General features: G+C 73.2%; 16 protein-coding genes and 1 pseudogene. 13 read left to right on the top strand and 4 right to left on the bottom strand.

Annotated features, from left to right (window positions below; genetic code table 11):
- From FF36_RS36365 to FF36_RS11530, 3 genes and pseudogenes are all read right to left on the bottom strand, one after another.
- Positions 1-166: pseudogene (locus tag FF36_RS36365) on the bottom strand (transposase); the annotation flags it as partial.
- Between the two features lies 1 nt (position 167).
- Positions 168-310: hypothetical protein (locus tag FF36_RS41445; protein ID WP_479686781.1), on the bottom strand; the 143-nt coding region annotated here is incomplete at its 3' end.
- Between the two features lie 117 nt (positions 311-427).
- Positions 428-3,841 (bottom strand): ATP-binding protein (locus FF36_RS11530; protein WP_242422441.1); only part of this gene is annotated, 3,414 nt, incomplete at its 3' end.
- A gap of 205 nt (positions 3,842-4,046) precedes the next feature.
- Here FF36_RS11530 and FF36_RS11525 point away from each other — a divergent pair.
- Both FF36_RS11525 and FF36_RS11520 read left to right on the top strand, forming a co-directional pair.
- Positions 4,047-4,850: a hemerythrin domain-containing protein gene (locus tag FF36_RS11525; protein WP_242422440.1), complete on the top strand. Its 804-nt coding sequence runs from the start codon at positions 4,047-4,049 to the stop codon at positions 4,848-4,850.
- 3 nt (positions 4,851-4,853) lie between these two features.
- Positions 4,854-5,225, top strand: coding sequence for a DUF4267 domain-containing protein (locus tag FF36_RS11520; RefSeq protein WP_044885006.1), 372 nt, complete (start codon positions 4,854-4,856; stop codon positions 5,223-5,225).
- Positions 5,226-5,264: 39 nt separating this feature from the next.
- Here FF36_RS11520 and FF36_RS11515 read toward each other — a convergent pair whose 3' ends face one another.
- Positions 5,265-5,879: a MarR family winged helix-turn-helix transcriptional regulator gene (locus FF36_RS11515; RefSeq protein ID WP_082121839.1), complete on the bottom strand. Its 615-nt coding sequence runs from the start codon at positions 5,877-5,879 to the stop codon at positions 5,265-5,267.
- Positions 5,880-6,012: 133 nt separating this feature from the next.
- On the opposite strand from FF36_RS11515, the gene FF36_RS11510 reads away from it, so the two are divergent.
- The 11 genes from FF36_RS11510 (at position 6,013) to FF36_RS11465 (ending at position 14,178) form a co-directional block, all read left to right on the top strand.
- Positions 6,013-7,083 (top strand): MsnO8 family LLM class oxidoreductase, encoded by a 1,071-nt coding sequence (locus FF36_RS11510; RefSeq protein WP_044885005.1) that lies wholly within the window; start codon positions 6,013-6,015, stop codon positions 7,081-7,083.
- A gap of 91 nt (positions 7,084-7,174) precedes the next feature.
- Positions 7,175-8,284, top strand: coding sequence for a Gfo/Idh/MocA family protein (locus FF36_RS11505; protein WP_044885004.1), 1,110 nt, complete (start codon positions 7,175-7,177; stop codon positions 8,282-8,284).
- Between the two features lie 144 nt (positions 8,285-8,428).
- Positions 8,429-8,833, top strand: a complete 405-nt coding sequence (locus tag FF36_RS11500) for a PPOX class F420-dependent oxidoreductase (RefSeq protein ID WP_044885003.1) — start codon at positions 8,429-8,431, stop codon at positions 8,831-8,833.
- A gap of 151 nt (positions 8,834-8,984) precedes the next feature.
- Positions 8,985-9,677, top strand: a complete 693-nt coding sequence (locus tag FF36_RS11495) for an NADPH-dependent F420 reductase (protein ID WP_082121843.1) — start codon at positions 8,985-8,987, stop codon at positions 9,675-9,677.
- Between the two features lie 174 nt (positions 9,678-9,851).
- Positions 9,852-10,700 carry an aldo/keto reductase gene (locus FF36_RS11490; protein WP_199865373.1) on the top strand — a complete coding sequence of 283 codons (849 nt, stop codon included), beginning with the start codon at positions 9,852-9,854 and terminating at the stop codon, positions 10,698-10,700.
- A gap of 247 nt (positions 10,701-10,947) precedes the next feature.
- The gene (gene gvpO / locus FF36_RS32680) at positions 10,948-11,250 is read left to right on the top strand and encodes a gas vesicle protein GvpO (protein WP_082121838.1); all 303 of its coding nucleotides are present in this window, start codon (positions 10,948-10,950) and stop codon (positions 11,248-11,250) included.
- A 27-nt stretch (positions 11,251-11,277) separates the two neighbouring features.
- The gene (locus FF36_RS32025; RefSeq protein WP_082121837.1) at positions 11,278-11,826 is read left to right on the top strand and encodes a gas vesicle protein; all 549 of its coding nucleotides are present in this window, start codon (positions 11,278-11,280) and stop codon (positions 11,824-11,826) included.
- The gene (locus tag FF36_RS11480) at positions 11,804-13,075 is read left to right on the top strand and encodes a GvpL/GvpF family gas vesicle protein (protein WP_044885001.1); all 1,272 of its coding nucleotides are present in this window, start codon (positions 11,804-11,806) and stop codon (positions 13,073-13,075) included. Before FF36_RS32025 ends, FF36_RS11480 begins: the two co-directional genes overlap by 23 nt.
- Positions 13,035-13,355: a gas vesicle protein gene (locus tag FF36_RS39940; protein ID WP_313949820.1), complete on the top strand. Its 321-nt coding sequence runs from the start codon at positions 13,035-13,037 to the stop codon at positions 13,353-13,355. Before FF36_RS11480 ends, FF36_RS39940 begins: the two co-directional genes overlap by 41 nt.
- The gene (gene gvpK, locus FF36_RS11470) at positions 13,352-13,750 is read left to right on the top strand and encodes a gas vesicle protein GvpK (RefSeq protein ID WP_082121836.1); all 399 of its coding nucleotides are present in this window, start codon (positions 13,352-13,354) and stop codon (positions 13,748-13,750) included. The genes FF36_RS39940 and gvpK overlap by 4 nt, the downstream gene beginning before the upstream one ends.
- The gene (locus FF36_RS11465) at positions 13,747-14,178 is read left to right on the top strand and encodes a gas vesicle structural protein GvpA (RefSeq protein ID WP_044885000.1); all 432 of its coding nucleotides are present in this window, start codon (positions 13,747-13,749) and stop codon (positions 14,176-14,178) included. Before gvpK ends, FF36_RS11465 begins: the two co-directional genes overlap by 4 nt.
- The last annotated feature ends 4 nt before the right edge of the window (positions 14,179-14,182 follow it).

The raw sequence follows: 14,182 nt of genomic DNA, 5'->3' as shown, positions 1-14,182 counted from the left end.
GGTCGAAGGCGGTGTCGAGCAGCCCCAGCCCACACGCGGCCTTCCACCGCAGATCGCACCGCAACGCCTGCACCGTCTCGAAATCCGACAACCCGTGCAGGCTCTGCAGCACCACGGTGGCCGCCAGCACCTGCGGTGGCATGCTCGGCCGTCCGTTGGACGACGGNTACATGTCGGTGAACATCTCCGCCGGGAACAGCGCCTCCCGATGCTCGGCCAGGAACGCGAACACACTCCCCGCCGGGATCAACTCCCGGCAGGTCTCCCACACGTCCGGCCCGATCAGCTCGCCCACCCACTCACCCTGCATGATCACAACACTGGCGTCGACCACCACACCAGAACCCGGACCCGCAAGATTTTCAGTGGTCTCCTAGGCCGCGCGGACGGCGGCGAGGGCGTGGCGGGCCTCGTCGGCCCAGTGGGNGGCACCCCAGCGTTCGGCGACCGTGAGCGCGTGCCGGAAGTGGTCGGCGGCGTCGAGGGACCGGCCGAGAAAGGCGGCGAGAGCGCCGAGGGTGTGGGCGACCGGCCGCAGCGCCAGCGACAGGCTCAGGGTGCCGGGTAACTGTCCGCGCAGCGGTAGCAGGTCGGCGTACATCGCCCGGGCGAGCGGACGGTCCGCGACGGCGATGGCCGCCTCGGCGCGCAGGACACCGAGGGCCGAGAAGAGGAAGTCGGGTCGCAGGGCCGGGGCTCCGGCGTGCATGCGCGTGGCCTCGGCGAGCCGGCCGTCCCGGGCCAGCGCGAGCGTGAGCAGGTCGGTCACGACCGGACCGTGGGCGGCCAGCAGATCGTCGGCGCATGCGGCGAACTCGGCCATCCGGCCCTGCGTCAGGCGCAGGGTGGCGAGGGCCAGGAGCTGGAAGCCGGCGGCGTGGATCGACCCGTGGCGGAGCATCCGGGCGCTCGCCTCGGTGTACCGGCGCTCGGCGTCGTCGAGGTCGCCGGCGATGTGCGCGAGCATCGCCTGCGCGTACTCGCCGACGCCCTCGGCCTCCGGCATCCGGTATAGGCGAGCGAGGTTCATCCCGTCGGTGACGAAGCGCCGGACGTCGGCGACGTCGGAGTCGGCGACCGCCGCGATGGCCCGGATGAAGTTGCCGAAGGAGTGGTAGGCGGGCAGGTCGTGCCCGACGCCGAGCGCGATCAGCTCCTGGCCGACCCGGGCCCGCTGCGGCCAGTCGGACTCGTTGTTGCGCACCCGGGCCAACGCGGTGAGGGCGAGGGCGCGCAGAGCGGGATCGTCCACGGCCGCGGACAGTGCCACCGCCTCCTCGGCGGCCCGGCGGGGCCGGGCGTCGTCCTCGCCGGCGAGCTCGGTGGTCAGCGCGTCCAACAGCCGGCAGCGCACGGCGGGGTCGAGACCGCGCCGCTCGAGCAGGCGGGTGAGCACCGCGACGGCGGGCGCGTCCACGGTCCCGTAGGGCCGGCTCTGCCAGGGGGTCGGTTCGGTCCAGGCCGTGAAGGCGGCGATCAGCAGGTCCTCGCGGCCGGCCGCCTCGGCGTGATCGACGGCCCGTTGCCGGGTGGCGCGCGCGGCCGCCACCGCGCCGGCCCGCACCTGCGCCCGCAGCAACCGGCCCAGCAGCCGCACCCGCTCGGCGTCGCGATCATTCTCCTGGGACGCGTGGTCGTCGGCGGGAATGTCGTCGGCGGGAATGCGGTCGAAACCGTCGAGCGCGTCCGCGAGTAGCTCCGCCGCCGTGTCGTGGGCGTAGCGGCGTTCGGCGGACTGGGCGGCCCGGACCGCGTAGTCGACGGCGCGGCGAGCCGTCGCCGCCGAGGCGGCCCGGAGGTAGTGGTGGGCCAGCGCGGGGGTGTTGTCGGGCTGCAGCCGCTCGAGGGCGGCGCCGAGCCTGGCGTGCATGCGCGTGCGGCGCAGCCGACTGAGGTCGGAGCTCAGGGTGTCCCGGACGAGAGCGTGGGTGAACCGGACCCGACCGGGTGCGGGCTCGGTGAGCAGACCGGCGATGAGCCCGGCGTCCAGGGCGTCGAGCACGCCCTCCTCGTCGGTGCTGGCCGCGTCGATGAGCACCTCGACGTCGGCCTCCCGGCCGGCGACGGCGGCCAGTCGCAGCACCGCCACCGACGCCTCGGGCAGGCGTGCGAGCCGCCGGCGGAGCACGTCACGCACGCCGTCCGGGACGTCGGACAGCGCGACGAGCGCCCCCTCGCTGGCGAGCAGGCGGGCGCTCTCCCGCACGTAGAACGGGTTTCCGCCGGTGCGTTCGGCGAGGGCCAGCATGGTGTCGGCGTCGACGGGCCGCGGGCAGAGCGCGCCGACGACGTCGGCGATCGCCGCCCGCGACAGCCCACCCAGCGCCAGGCGCCGTGGTGAACGGGTGGCCAGCCGGGCGAGCGCCTCGCTCAGAGCCGGGCCGGCCTCCCCGTCCCGGTAGGCCGCCAGCAGCAGGATCGGCGCGTCGGTCACCTGCGTACCGACCGCGCTGAGCAGAGCCAGGGTCTCCGCGTCGGCCCAGTGCAGATCGTCCAGGATGATCGCCAGTGGTCCCGCTGGCTTCCGATCGGCAACCACTCGCAGCCAGGCGGCGACGGCCTGGTGTAGCCGGAACCGGCCGGCCGAGGCGTCGACGTGGTTCCGGCGGTCCGCGTCCATGGGCTGGTAGTGGCCTGGCGGATGGTCGGGCAGCTGGTCCGACAGGAGAGGTTCGAGGAGCTCGGCCAGCTCGGCCGGCGGGGGAGCGGTGTCGGCCAGCGCGCGCAGAGCCTGCAGCCACGCCCAGGCCGGGGGAGCTCCTTCTGCCTCGAGACACTGCCCGGTGACGACCAACCACCCGGTTGTGGTCAGCCGGTGGCGCACCTGCCGCAACAGCGCGGACTTCCCGGCTCCCGATTCGCCGCTGACCAGGACGATCCTCACCCGGCCGGCATCGATGTCGGCGGCCCGGACCTGGGCGGCACCAACCTCGGCGGCACCAACCTCGGCGGCGACGTCCGCCAGCGCGGCGAGCTCCCGCTCGCGGCCGGCGAACAGCTCGGCGCTCGCAGTGGTGGCCGCCGGCGGCTCGGGTGCGGAGGGGGGTGGCGAGGGGGACGCCGAGGGGGGCGTCGTCGCGTCGAGGAACTCTCGGTCCTGCCGGAGGATCGCCTCCTCCAGCCGGGCGAGTTCGGGTCCTGGGTCCAGGCCGAGTTCCTCGGCGAGCCGCCGACGGGCGCGGCGCAACGCGTCGAGGGCGTCGGCCTGTCGGTTGCTGCCCCACAGGGAAAGGGCCAGTAGTCGCCAGCCCTCCTCCCGCAGGGGTTCACGCCGGGTGAGCGCATCCGCGAGCCGCACGGCGGCGGCCAGGTTGCCGTCGCGTAGCTCGGCGGCGGCGAGCATCTCCCGAGCCTCGACGCGAAGTTCCGCTAACCGGGCGATCTCCGCGGTGGCCCAGGACTCGTCGGCGACCTCACCGAAGGCGTCGCCGCGCCACAGCGACAGGCTCTCGGAGAGCAGCGCCCGGGAGGCGGTGCCGGCGGCGGAGTTCCGCCGGGCCTCGCGCAGCAGCGACTCGAACCGCCAGGCGTCCACTGCCTCCGGGCCGAGCGCGAGGGCGTAACCCGGGTTCGCGCTGATGAGGATCGTCGCGGGTGTCCTCGGCGGCCGGGCCGGCTCCAGCAGCCGGCGCAGATTGGAGACGTAGGACTGCAGGGAGGTCACGGCCTTGGCCGGCGGTTCGCCGCGCCACAGGTCCTCGATCAGCCGGTCCACCGAGACGAGCTCACCGCGGGCGACGACCAACCGGGCGAGGACTGCCCGCTGTCGCGGTCCGCCCAGGGCGACGGCGCGTCCACCCACCTCGACCGCCAGCGGGCCGAGCACTCGGATCCGGACCATCGCGTACCGATCCTATCCATCCGGTCCTGTCCCTCCGGCGAGACGGCTCCAACTCAGCTCCACGAGCGCTCCAAGTGTCGCCGCCGATGCTGATCCCAGTTCAACCGAACAGTCCGAACGCGATCCAGAAGGGTCGCGCACCGGAAAGGCCGCGGACCCGGAAAGGCCGCGGACCCGGAAAGGCCGCGACCGAGGGAGGAACACCGTGACCACTTCCGCAGCCCCTGACACCGACGTGGAACGCCCGAACACCCAGGAGATGAAGATCATCCACCGGGCGTTCCGCCGCGAATCGCGATTGCTGGCCGAGCTGACGGCCCGGGTTCCCGCGGGCGACACCGCCCGGGCGCGGGTCCTCGCCGGCTACTTCCGGTGGTACCAGTTGGGCCTCGGCGTCCACCACCACGGTGAGGACGAGCTGGTCTGGCCGCTGCTGCTGGCCCGCCTGGACCTGGGCGCCGACGTCGTGCTGCGGATGGAGGCCCAGCACGAAGAGGTGGCCGCGAGCCTCGCCCGGGCGGAAATCGCCCTGGCCGCCTGGGAGGCCGGCGCGGACCCGTCGGCTCGGGACGCCCTCGTCGAGGCTCTCGTCGAGCATCGGGCGGCATTGATCGAACATCTCGACGACGAGGAATCGCACCTGTTGCCGCTCGCCGCCGAGTATCTCAGCGTGCCGGAATGGGCGGCCCAGGGCGAGCACTTCCTCGCCAACACCCCGAAGGACGCGCTCCTGACCCTGCTGGGCGCCGTGTTGGAGGACGCGCAGCCGGATGAGCGCAAGGCGTTCCTCGCCGGGCTTCCGCTGCCGGCCCGCATCATCTGGTTCTCGGTCGGCCGGATCCTCTACGCGGCCCACGTGCGGCGGATCCGGGGGAACTACCGGCCCGTTCCCGCAGCCGTCGACAGGCCGAGTGCCGTCGACAGGCCGAGTGCCGTCGACAGGCCGAGTGCCGTCGACAGGCCGAGCACCGCCGACGGAGCGGCTCCCGCGACCAGATCGGCGAGGTAGACCATGACAACCGTTGCCTATGTGCTCTCGTGGATCGTCAGCGTCACCATCATCTTCATCGGAATACGCTTTCTGCTCGTACCCCGGGCCGCGGCCGCCGCCTTCGGTGTCGCCGTGCCGGCGGACATCGGCCAGGCCGACGCCTATTTCGCGGTCAAGGGGATCCGGGACATCGCGTCGGGGCTCGTCCCGATAGCCCTGATCCTCGCCTCGACGCAACAGGCGGTCGGCTGGTTCATGCTTATGATCACCGTCGTCCCGATCGGCGACGCCCTGATCGTGCTGCGCCACCAGGGGCCCAAGGTCACCGCCTACGCCATCCACGGCCTCACGGCGGTGCTGCTGCTCATCACCGCGGGCCTTCTGCTGGCCTGACGGGCTCGGCTCGGCCCGGCCGGGGCGGCGATGCCGACGTCAGGTGGGTATCGACTCCGACCTGTCGCCGGGACGCCGGGCCCGGCCGGCCTCCGCCGACGTCGGCGGAAGATCCCTCGGATCATCTTCCGGCCCGAGGCCGAGAGGATGCGGACTCGCGCCACCCGGGGACTGGGCGTCGATGCGTCGCCGCGTGGTGGAGAGCCGACCGGCGATCAGCTCGAGGACCCCGGCGGCGATGCCGACGTGGGTCGGGTCCAGCTCGGCGATGGCCGTATCGAGCAGGTCGCGGCGGGCGGCGTGGACGCTGTCGAGCGCGTGCCGGCCGCGATCGGTGATGTGGATGAGGTGGATGCGAGCGTCGCGGGGCTCGCGCCGCCGGCTGATCAGGCCGTCACGTTCGAGCCGCTTGATCCGCGGGGTGACCGAGGAGACGTCGACGCCGTGGCAGGCGGCGACCGCGGAGACGGGCATGGGGCCATGCCCGTCGAGGTACTCCAACAGCGCCCACGAGGCGGCGGGCAGGTCGAAGCCGGACCGCCGCGCGAGGTCGTCGACGGTGGCGCGGTCGGCGAGGATCCGCGCCACGTCCGCGAGTGCCCGCTCAAGGGCGGCGAGGGCGGTCGGCGTCGCGGGTGCGGGCGCGGGGTCCATCGGTCCACGGTAGAGAGGCGCGACGCGAGACCACAAGTTGGGACCAACCAACTATCGACTACGGTGGAGCGGTGAGCATCGCCGCCATTGCCGCAGACGACGCCGTCGGAGGCCACGGGCTCGGAGGCCGCGGGTGAGGCTGTCCATCGTGGAGCTGGGCACGGTCGCGCCGGGCACGGACGAGCGGCAGGCGCTCGTCGACGCGGTCGAGACGGCTCGGCACGCCGAGGCCTGGGGCTTCCACCGGGTCTGGTTCGCCGAGCACCACCTGAGCCGTTCCGGCGCGTCGCACCACCCGGAGCTGCTGATCGCGGCCGCCGGCGCGCGGACGTCGACGATCCGGATCGGGTCCGGGACGGTGCTGATGAACCATTACAGCCCGTTCAAGGTCGCCGAGATGTTCGCCCAGCTCGAGGCGATGTACCCGGGCCGGGTCGACTTGGGCATGGGACGGGCGACCGCCGGGCCGGTCATCGACCTGGCGTTGCGGCGCGACCGCCGGCAGCCGACGCAGGACGACCACACCCAGCAGGTCGCCGAGACGCTGGCCTGGCTGTATGAGGCGTTCCCGGCCGGGCATCCGTTCACCGGCAACCCGCTGATCCCGTCGGTGCCCGGGGTGCCGCAGACCTGGCTGCTCGGGTCGAGCCCGTCCGGGTCGAACCTCGCGGCCGGACTCGGTATCGGGTACGCCTTCGCCGGCTTCATCAACCCGGCGGGCGCGGCGGCGGCGCTGCGGCACTACCGCGAGCAGTTCCGTCCCCAGGGGTTCGGGCTGGCCGAGCCGCGGTCCATCCTGGCGGTGAACGTCACCGTCGCCGAGACCGAGGCGCAGGCGCGGCGGCTGGTCGGTTCGGCGAAGGGGTTCTACGCTCGACTGCGGCGTCAGGGGGGCGACGCGGTGCTGCCGAGTGCCGATGAGGCCGCCGCGGAGCTCACCGACGCCGAGCAGGAGCAGCCGACCCGGATCGTCGACGGGCGGTGGCCGCAGTTCGTCGCCGGCGACGTCGACGGGGTCCGAGCCACACTGGAGCGGATGCTCGCGGAGAGCCGGGCCGACGAGCTGATGGTGCAGAACCTCATCGCCGACCCCGCCGACCGGCGCCGCTCCCACGAGCTGCTGGCCGCCATGTTCGACCTCCAGCCCGCCGCGGGCGTGGCGCCGGCGGGCGCGCACCCCGACCTGAGCGGCACCCCGACCTGAGCGATACCCCGACCTGGCCGACGGCAGGCCGCCTGAGTGGCAGCCCGCCAGAGTGGCACCCCGACTGAGAAACCGAGAAGAGGACATTCTGATGGCATCGGATCTCGAACGCACGGTGGGCGTCGGCATCGTCGGCCTGAGCGCCAACGGCGGCTGGGCGGCCGGGGCGCACGTGCCCGCGCTGGCCGCCGTCGACGGCTTCGCGCTGCGGGCGGTCGCCGCCAGCAGCCCGCAGTCGGCGCGCGCCGCGGCCGAGGCCCACGGCGTGCCCGCGGCCAGCGGGAGCGTCGAGGAGTTGGCCGGGCGCGACGACGTCGACCTGGTCGTCGTCTCGGTGAAGGTGCCGCGCCACCGCGAGCTGGTCCTGCCCGCGCTGGCGGCGGGCAAGGCGGTGCTGTGCGAGTGGCCGCTGGCGGCCGGTCTCGACGAGGTCCGGGAGCTCGTCGAGGCCGCCGCGGGCGTGCGGTCGTTCGTCGGTGTGCAGGGGCGCTTCGCCCCCGCGGTGCGCTACCTGCGCGACCTCGTGGCCGACGGGTACGTGGGCGAGGTGCTGTCGACGACGCTGGTGGGCAACGGCGGCGTGTGGGGACCGGTCATCCACCCCGGCGGTGAGTACCTGCTCGATCGAGACCTGGGCGCCACCATGCTGACGATCCCGTTCGGCCACACCGCCGACGCCGTCGCCAGCGTGCTGGGGGAGTTCGCCGACGTCGTCGCCACCACCGCGACCCGGCGGCCCCAGGTCCGCAACGCCGAGACCGGCGCGTCCGTCCCGATGACCGCCGAGGACCAGATCGCCGTCTCCGGCACCCTCGTCGGCGGGGCCGTCGCGAGCATCCACCTGCGCGGCGGGACGCCACGCGGCACCAGCTTCCTGTGGGAGATCAACGGCACCGACGGCGATCTCCAGGTGACCTCGTCGACCGGCAGCCTCAACTACGGCCAGATCACCATCCTCGGCTCCCAGGGCGGCGAGCCGCTCGCCGAGCTGACCACGCCGGCGTCGTACGACGCCTTCCCCGCCCTGGCCGGGCAGCCGGCCGCCGCCGTCGCCCACGCCTACGCGCAGATCGGCCGCGATCTCGCCGAGGGCACCACGGTGGCGCCCGACTTCACCCACGCGCTGCGCCGCCACCAGCTCCTCGACGCGGTCTCCCGGTCCGCCGCCACCGGCCGGCGCGTCCAGGTTCCCGAGAAGTGACGTCCTCTCCCGGCGGAGGCGTCAGGGCGGGGCATCCACGCCGACACCATGGTGAGCCGTCGCGTAGGACGGGACCGGGCGCCCGCGCGGCGGTGCCCGGCCCCGCCGGTGCGCAGGGCGGGCAGAGGAGGTAGGCATACAGGGGTGAGCACACCCGAGCCGGCCGAGTTCCCGGCCTCCCACCGCGACCTGATCGACAACCCGCTGACCGGCGTCCTGACCACGATCGGCGCGGGCGGTCGGCCCCAGTCGACCGCCGTCTGGTTCCTCCCCGACGGGCCGACGGTCAGGGTCTCGATGATCAGTACCCGGCAGAAGCTGGCGAACCTGCGACGCACCCCGGTGGCGACCCTGTTCGTGTTCGACCCCACCAATCCGGGGCGCACCCTGGAGATCCGTGCCGACGTCGAGCTCGTGCCCGACCCGGACAAGTCCGTCCTGGCCCGGATGACGGACCGCTACGGCGCCGACTTCGCCCGGCTCAGCGCCCTCGACCCCGAGCGGACCACGGCCGTGCTGCATCCGCGCCGCGTCGTCGTCCGCGGCTGAGGCCGGGCCGCGGCAGGCCGGGCCGCGGCAGGCCGGGCCGCGGCAGTGCGGGCCGCGGCAGTGCGGGCCGCGGCAGTGCGGGCCGCGGCAGTGCGGGGTCGGAACAGTTTCCCGATCGGCAAGGTTGGAGACGGCGCGTGGCGAGGCGCAGGTGCCTCGCCCCGGTCGTCGAGGAGCGCGGACCATGAAAATCGGGATCATCGGGGCGGGTCAGATCGGCGGGACGCTGACGCGGCGGCTGAGCGAGCTCGGCCACGAGGTGCGGGTGGCCAACTCGCGCGACCCGCAGACCCTGGCGGAGCTCGCGGAGCAGAGCGGGGCCACGGCCGTGTGGGCGGCCGACGCCGCCGAGGACGCCGACGTGGTCATCATCAGCATCCCGCAGAAGAACGTTCCGAACCTGCCCGCGGGCATCCTCAAGGGGGCGAAGCCGGGGGCGCCGGTGATCGAGACGAACAACTACTACCCCCAGCAGCGCGACGGCCGCCTTGACGCGATCGAGGCCGGCACCACGGAGAGCGTCTGGGTCGCCGAGCAGATCGGCGCGCCGGTGATCAAGGTGTTCAACGGGATCTTCTGGAAGCACCTGCTGGAGCGTGGCCGGCCGAAGGGCGCCGAGGGCCGCATCGCGCTGCCGATCGCGGGCGCGGACGGCCCCGGCAAGGAGCTGGTGTTCGCGCTGGTCGACGAGCTGGGCTTCGACCCGGTCGACGGCGGCACGCTGGCGGAGTCCTGGCGTCAGCAGCCCGGCACCCCGGTCTACGGCGCGGACCTCGACGCCGCCGGCACCGTCAAGGCCCTGGCTGCCGCCTCCCCGGACCGCCCGGCGGACTTCCGCGCCTGACAGCAGCCGCCGCGGACTCGACCGCGTCAGCCGACGGTCCCGCGCCGCCGACGCCGGTGGCGCCGGTGGCGCACTGGCCGCAGGGCCCTACCGTGAGAGGTACGGGAGGGTCCGCGACCGGACGGTCTCCGGCAGGCGGGGACCGTCGGAGCGCACCCGGTCCGGGAGGTCTGCATGCCGACCGCCGCCCTGCGCACCGTCAAGCTTCCGTCCGGCGAACCGATCCCCGCCTTGGGCCTGGGAACCTGGCGTTTCGCCGAGGATCCCCGCCTGCGCGATCAGGAGATCGAGGCGATCCGGACCGGGTTGGATCTCGGGATGTCCCTGATCGACACCGCGGAGATGTACGCCGACGGGGCGGCGGAGGAGCTCGTCGGCGAGGCGATCGACGGCCGCCGCGAAGGCGTGTTCCTGGTGAGCAAGGTGCTCCCGCAGCACGCCACGGCGCGCGGGACGATCGCCGCCTGCGAGGCCAGCCTCGCCCGGCTGCGCACCGATGTTGTCGACCTCTACCTCCTGCACTGGCGGGGGCCGGTCCCGCTGGCCGAGACGCTGGAGGCGTTCGCCGAGCTGGTGGAGGCCGGCAGGATCCGGCGCTGGGGGGTCAGCAACCTCGATGTGGAGGACATGGCGGAGCTCGTGGAGCTGCCGGGCGGCGAGGCCGTGCAGACCGACCAGGTGCTGTACAACCTGAACCGCCGGGGCACGGAGCTCGACCTGCTTCCGTGGTGCCGCGAACGGGGAATCCCGATCATGGCGTATTCCCCGCTCGAGCTCGGCCGCCTGGCCCACGAGCCGGCGCTCACCGGGATCGCGACCAGCCATGGCGTGACACCGGCCCAGGCCGCGCTCGCCTGGGTGCTGGCGCAGGAAGGCGTGGTCGCGATCCCGCGCTCCCACGATCCCCGCCACGTCCGCGAGGACCGGGAGGCTCTCGACCTGCGGCTGGCCCCCGACGAGCTCGCCGACCTCGACCGTGCGTTCCCGCCGCCGCCCGAGCCGGTGCCGCTGGAGATGCACTGAGCCCGGTCGGCCCGCAGGCCGGCCGGCCCCGCCGCGGGTCGGTTCCCCGGGTCGGCGGCGGTGGTCACCTTCTCCGCTATAGCGGCACTTCTCCTGTCCTGCCAGGAAATGTCTCCGCCGGTTCTTCCGCCCGGGGAGCCGTGTTTGGAGCGAGCGTTCCTGGGCAGATGCGCGTTGTCGATGTTTTCTCGGTGTGATTCCGATCCCCTGGCCCGGAGACGGGCCTTCGACGGGGGGTTTTCGCGCCATGCACCCGGACGACGACCCACCACGGCGCCGAAGTCCGGATCACGCGATACGTGGCGAGTTGGCGACGGTGCTGCCCGACGCGCTCGCCGAGTTCGAGTCCATTCTCGGTCATACTCCAGAGCGAATTTCGGGGGTGCGGAGGACGGACGACGGTTGGTCGATCCTGGCGGATGTCGTGGAACTGGATCGCATACCGTCCACGACGAGCGTGCTGGCTACGTATCGGCTCGATGTGGATGCTCGCGGCGCGCTCGTGGGTTATGAGCGCCTACGACGATTCGTTCGGGGTGCTACCGACTAAGTTCCCTTGACCGTGCCAGGACCGCTGATGACCGTCGATCGAAGCCTCGCCACCGGGCCGTCTCGGGCACGGGCGTGGAGTGGGCCACGTTCCGACTCCCTCGCGGATGTGCTGGAACGGGTGCTCGACAAGGGCATCGTGATCGTCGGTGACGTGGTCGTCAGTGTGCTGGACGTCGAGCTGCTCACCCTGAAGCTGCGACTGTTCATCGCCTCGGCGGACACGGCCCGCGAGATGGGTCTGGACTGGTGGACGGCCGATCCCTTCTTCAACTCCAAGGCACGCTCGTTGCGGGAGGAGAACGAGGAGCTGCGCAGCCGGCTGGCGGCCCTGGAGGCCGCCGGCCGTATGCCTGCGACCGAGGTCGGGCGGGGTCTGCCGGACCGGGCCGCGGTCGAGGCGCCGGCGAGGATGGTCGACGAGCGGCGATGGGCGGCCTCTGCCCCGGTCGCCGCCGCCTCTCGACGGCCGTATCTGCCCTGGGCCGATTCCGTGGCAAGCGGAGGAGCGGTGAGCGCAGGAGCGCCGGACGCGACGAGGGGGGAGAGCCGCCATGCCCGCGGCGAGCGACGCTGACAGCCTCGCCGCCCTTGCCCGACAGCTCGCACCCGGCGTGCTCGAGGAAGCCGTCTCCGAGGCGCGCAGTGTGGCCCGGCGCCAGGTCGCGCAGCGCCTGGCGCAGGAGATCACGCGGGTCGTGTTCGACGCGGGGGTGCCGGGACTCGCGCAGGGGTGGACGGCCCTCGCGGAAGGGCTGTGGGGCGAAGGGCTGCCGGGCGAGGCGCCGCCGAAGCCCGACGAGGGGCTGCCGGGTGAGCGCGGGCTCGTGCGGGAGGCCGAGGTCCCCACCGACGACCGCGTGTCAGACGACCGCGTGTCAGACGACCGCGTGTCAGACGACCGCGTGTCAGACGACCGCGTGTCAGGAGACCTCGCGGTCCCGGGCGGTGAGGGGACTGCGGCCGCATCCACGGGCGGGTCTCGCGGGCGCGGTTGCGGCGTCGACGTAGACCACGGGCTGTACGCCTACGGGATCGTCCCGGAGCAGAGCCGGCACGTGTCCGATCTCGAAGGTCTGGTGGCCGGGACCGAGGTGCGCGCCGTGGTTCGCCCGCCGGTGGCCCTGGTGGTCTCCGACATCGAGCTCGCCCTGCTGCGTGACCTTGAGGAGGACGTCTCGGAGACGGGACGGCTTGCGGACCTTGCCCGCCGGCACGATCAGGTGCTGCGGGCGTTGGCGGAACGCGGTGGGGTGCTCCCGCTGCGTTTCGGCACGGTCCTGCCGGACGCGGAGCACGCCTACGCGGTGCTCGATGATCCGGAGCAGACGCTTTCCCGCACGCTGGCCCAGGTTCAGGACACGAGGGAATGGGGCCTACGGGTCGACGCGCCTCAGCCGGTGGCCGACGCGGCGCCTCTCGACCAGCCCATCGATCTTCCGGTGGAGGTGGCGGGACTCGCGCCGGGATCGGGGACGGCCTATCTTACGGCCCGGCGCCGGGAGATCCGGGCGCAGGAGGCACGCCGGGAAGAACTCGGCACGCTGATCGAACAGGCGGACGAGGAACTGACCGCCTTCGCCCGGGACACCGCGCGACGCCGGGGCGGCCGGGTCGGGCGGATGCTCGACTGCGCGTACCTCGTGCCGCGCTCGGCCGACGAGGAGTTCCTCGCGGCGGCGCGGACGCTGGTGCGGCGACTGACGCAGGCCGGTCTCGACGCCGAGATCACGGGGCCCTGGCCGCCGTACTCCTTCGTGCACGTCACCCTCGGCGGTGGTGCGGATGGCGGCGGTGGTGGGGATGGTGGTGATGGGGATGGCTGAGTCGGGTCGGAGGTGCGAGCCGGGCGGCGGGCCCGTTCCCCGGGGCCGGGCCGGTGTCGCCGGTCTGGTCCGACCCCGCACCCCGGCCACCGCCGGCACGCCCTGCTCTGCGGCCCAGCCGCTCGCAGACCTGTTGGACCGGCTCGTGGATCGCGGTGTCGTGATCAGTGGAGACGTCGTGATCGCCCTGGCCGGGGTCGACCTGATCCGGCTCGATCTGCGGCTGCTCCTCGTCGGCATCCAGACGGCCGTGGAGGGTGCTGGGGAGGTGGCGGAATGAGTGGTTCCGGCGGTGCCGGTCGCCCGTTGCGCCTCAACGCCGACCCGGACCAGGTCGGTCGAGGTCTGGGACAGCTCGTCGTGGTCGTCCTCGAACTGCTGCGCGAGGTCCTGGAACGCCAGGCGATCCGCCGGATGGACGGCGGCGAGCTGACGGTGCAGCAGCTCGACGACCTGGGCCAGGCACTGATCGAGATCCGGCACAGCCTCGAGCGGGTCCGCACCTCGCTCGGTGTCACCCAGCGGGAGGCCGACGACGCCGTCGCCCGGGCGCGTCGCCTCGTCGAGACCGGCTCCGAGGCGGTCCCGGACCGCGGGCCGATGGCACCCACGCGGCGCTCCGCCCGATCCTGCGCCGACCAGCAATCCTGTCAGAAGGCGAGGTCAGCGCCATGACCGTTGCCAGTCGTCCGATCAATCGAGCTCCCCAGCCGAGCAGTCTTGCCGACGTCCTCGACGTGGTTCTCGACAAGGGGATCGTCATCGACGCCTACGTTCGCGTCGCGCTGGTGGGAATCGAGATCCTCACGATCGACGCGCGGATCGTCATCGCCAGCGTCGATACCTACCTGCGGTTCGCGGAAGCGGTGAACCGGCTCGATCTGCAGCCCAGGGAGCAGGTCGCCGGACTTCCCGGGCTCATGCACGAGGTCACCGAGGGCACCGCTCGGCACAAGACGAGCGGAGCACTCGCTGGACTCAAGGACACGGCCGAGGACGTGGTCGACGCTCTGCGCGGCGCGCCCGCCGAGGAACGTCGCGGGCGGGACCTGCCGGCAGGTCGCGAGGCCCCGGCAGAGCGCCGCGGCGGCAAGAAGGAGTGAGGGC

Origin of the sequence: Frankia torreyi (assembly GCF_000948395.1) — a bacterium.
Classification (GTDB): Bacteria; Actinomycetota; Actinomycetes; order Frankiales; family Frankiaceae; genus Frankia; species Frankia torreyi.
Note: the sequence above shows the minus strand (reverse complement) of the source record. Positions and strands in the feature narration are given on the sequence as shown.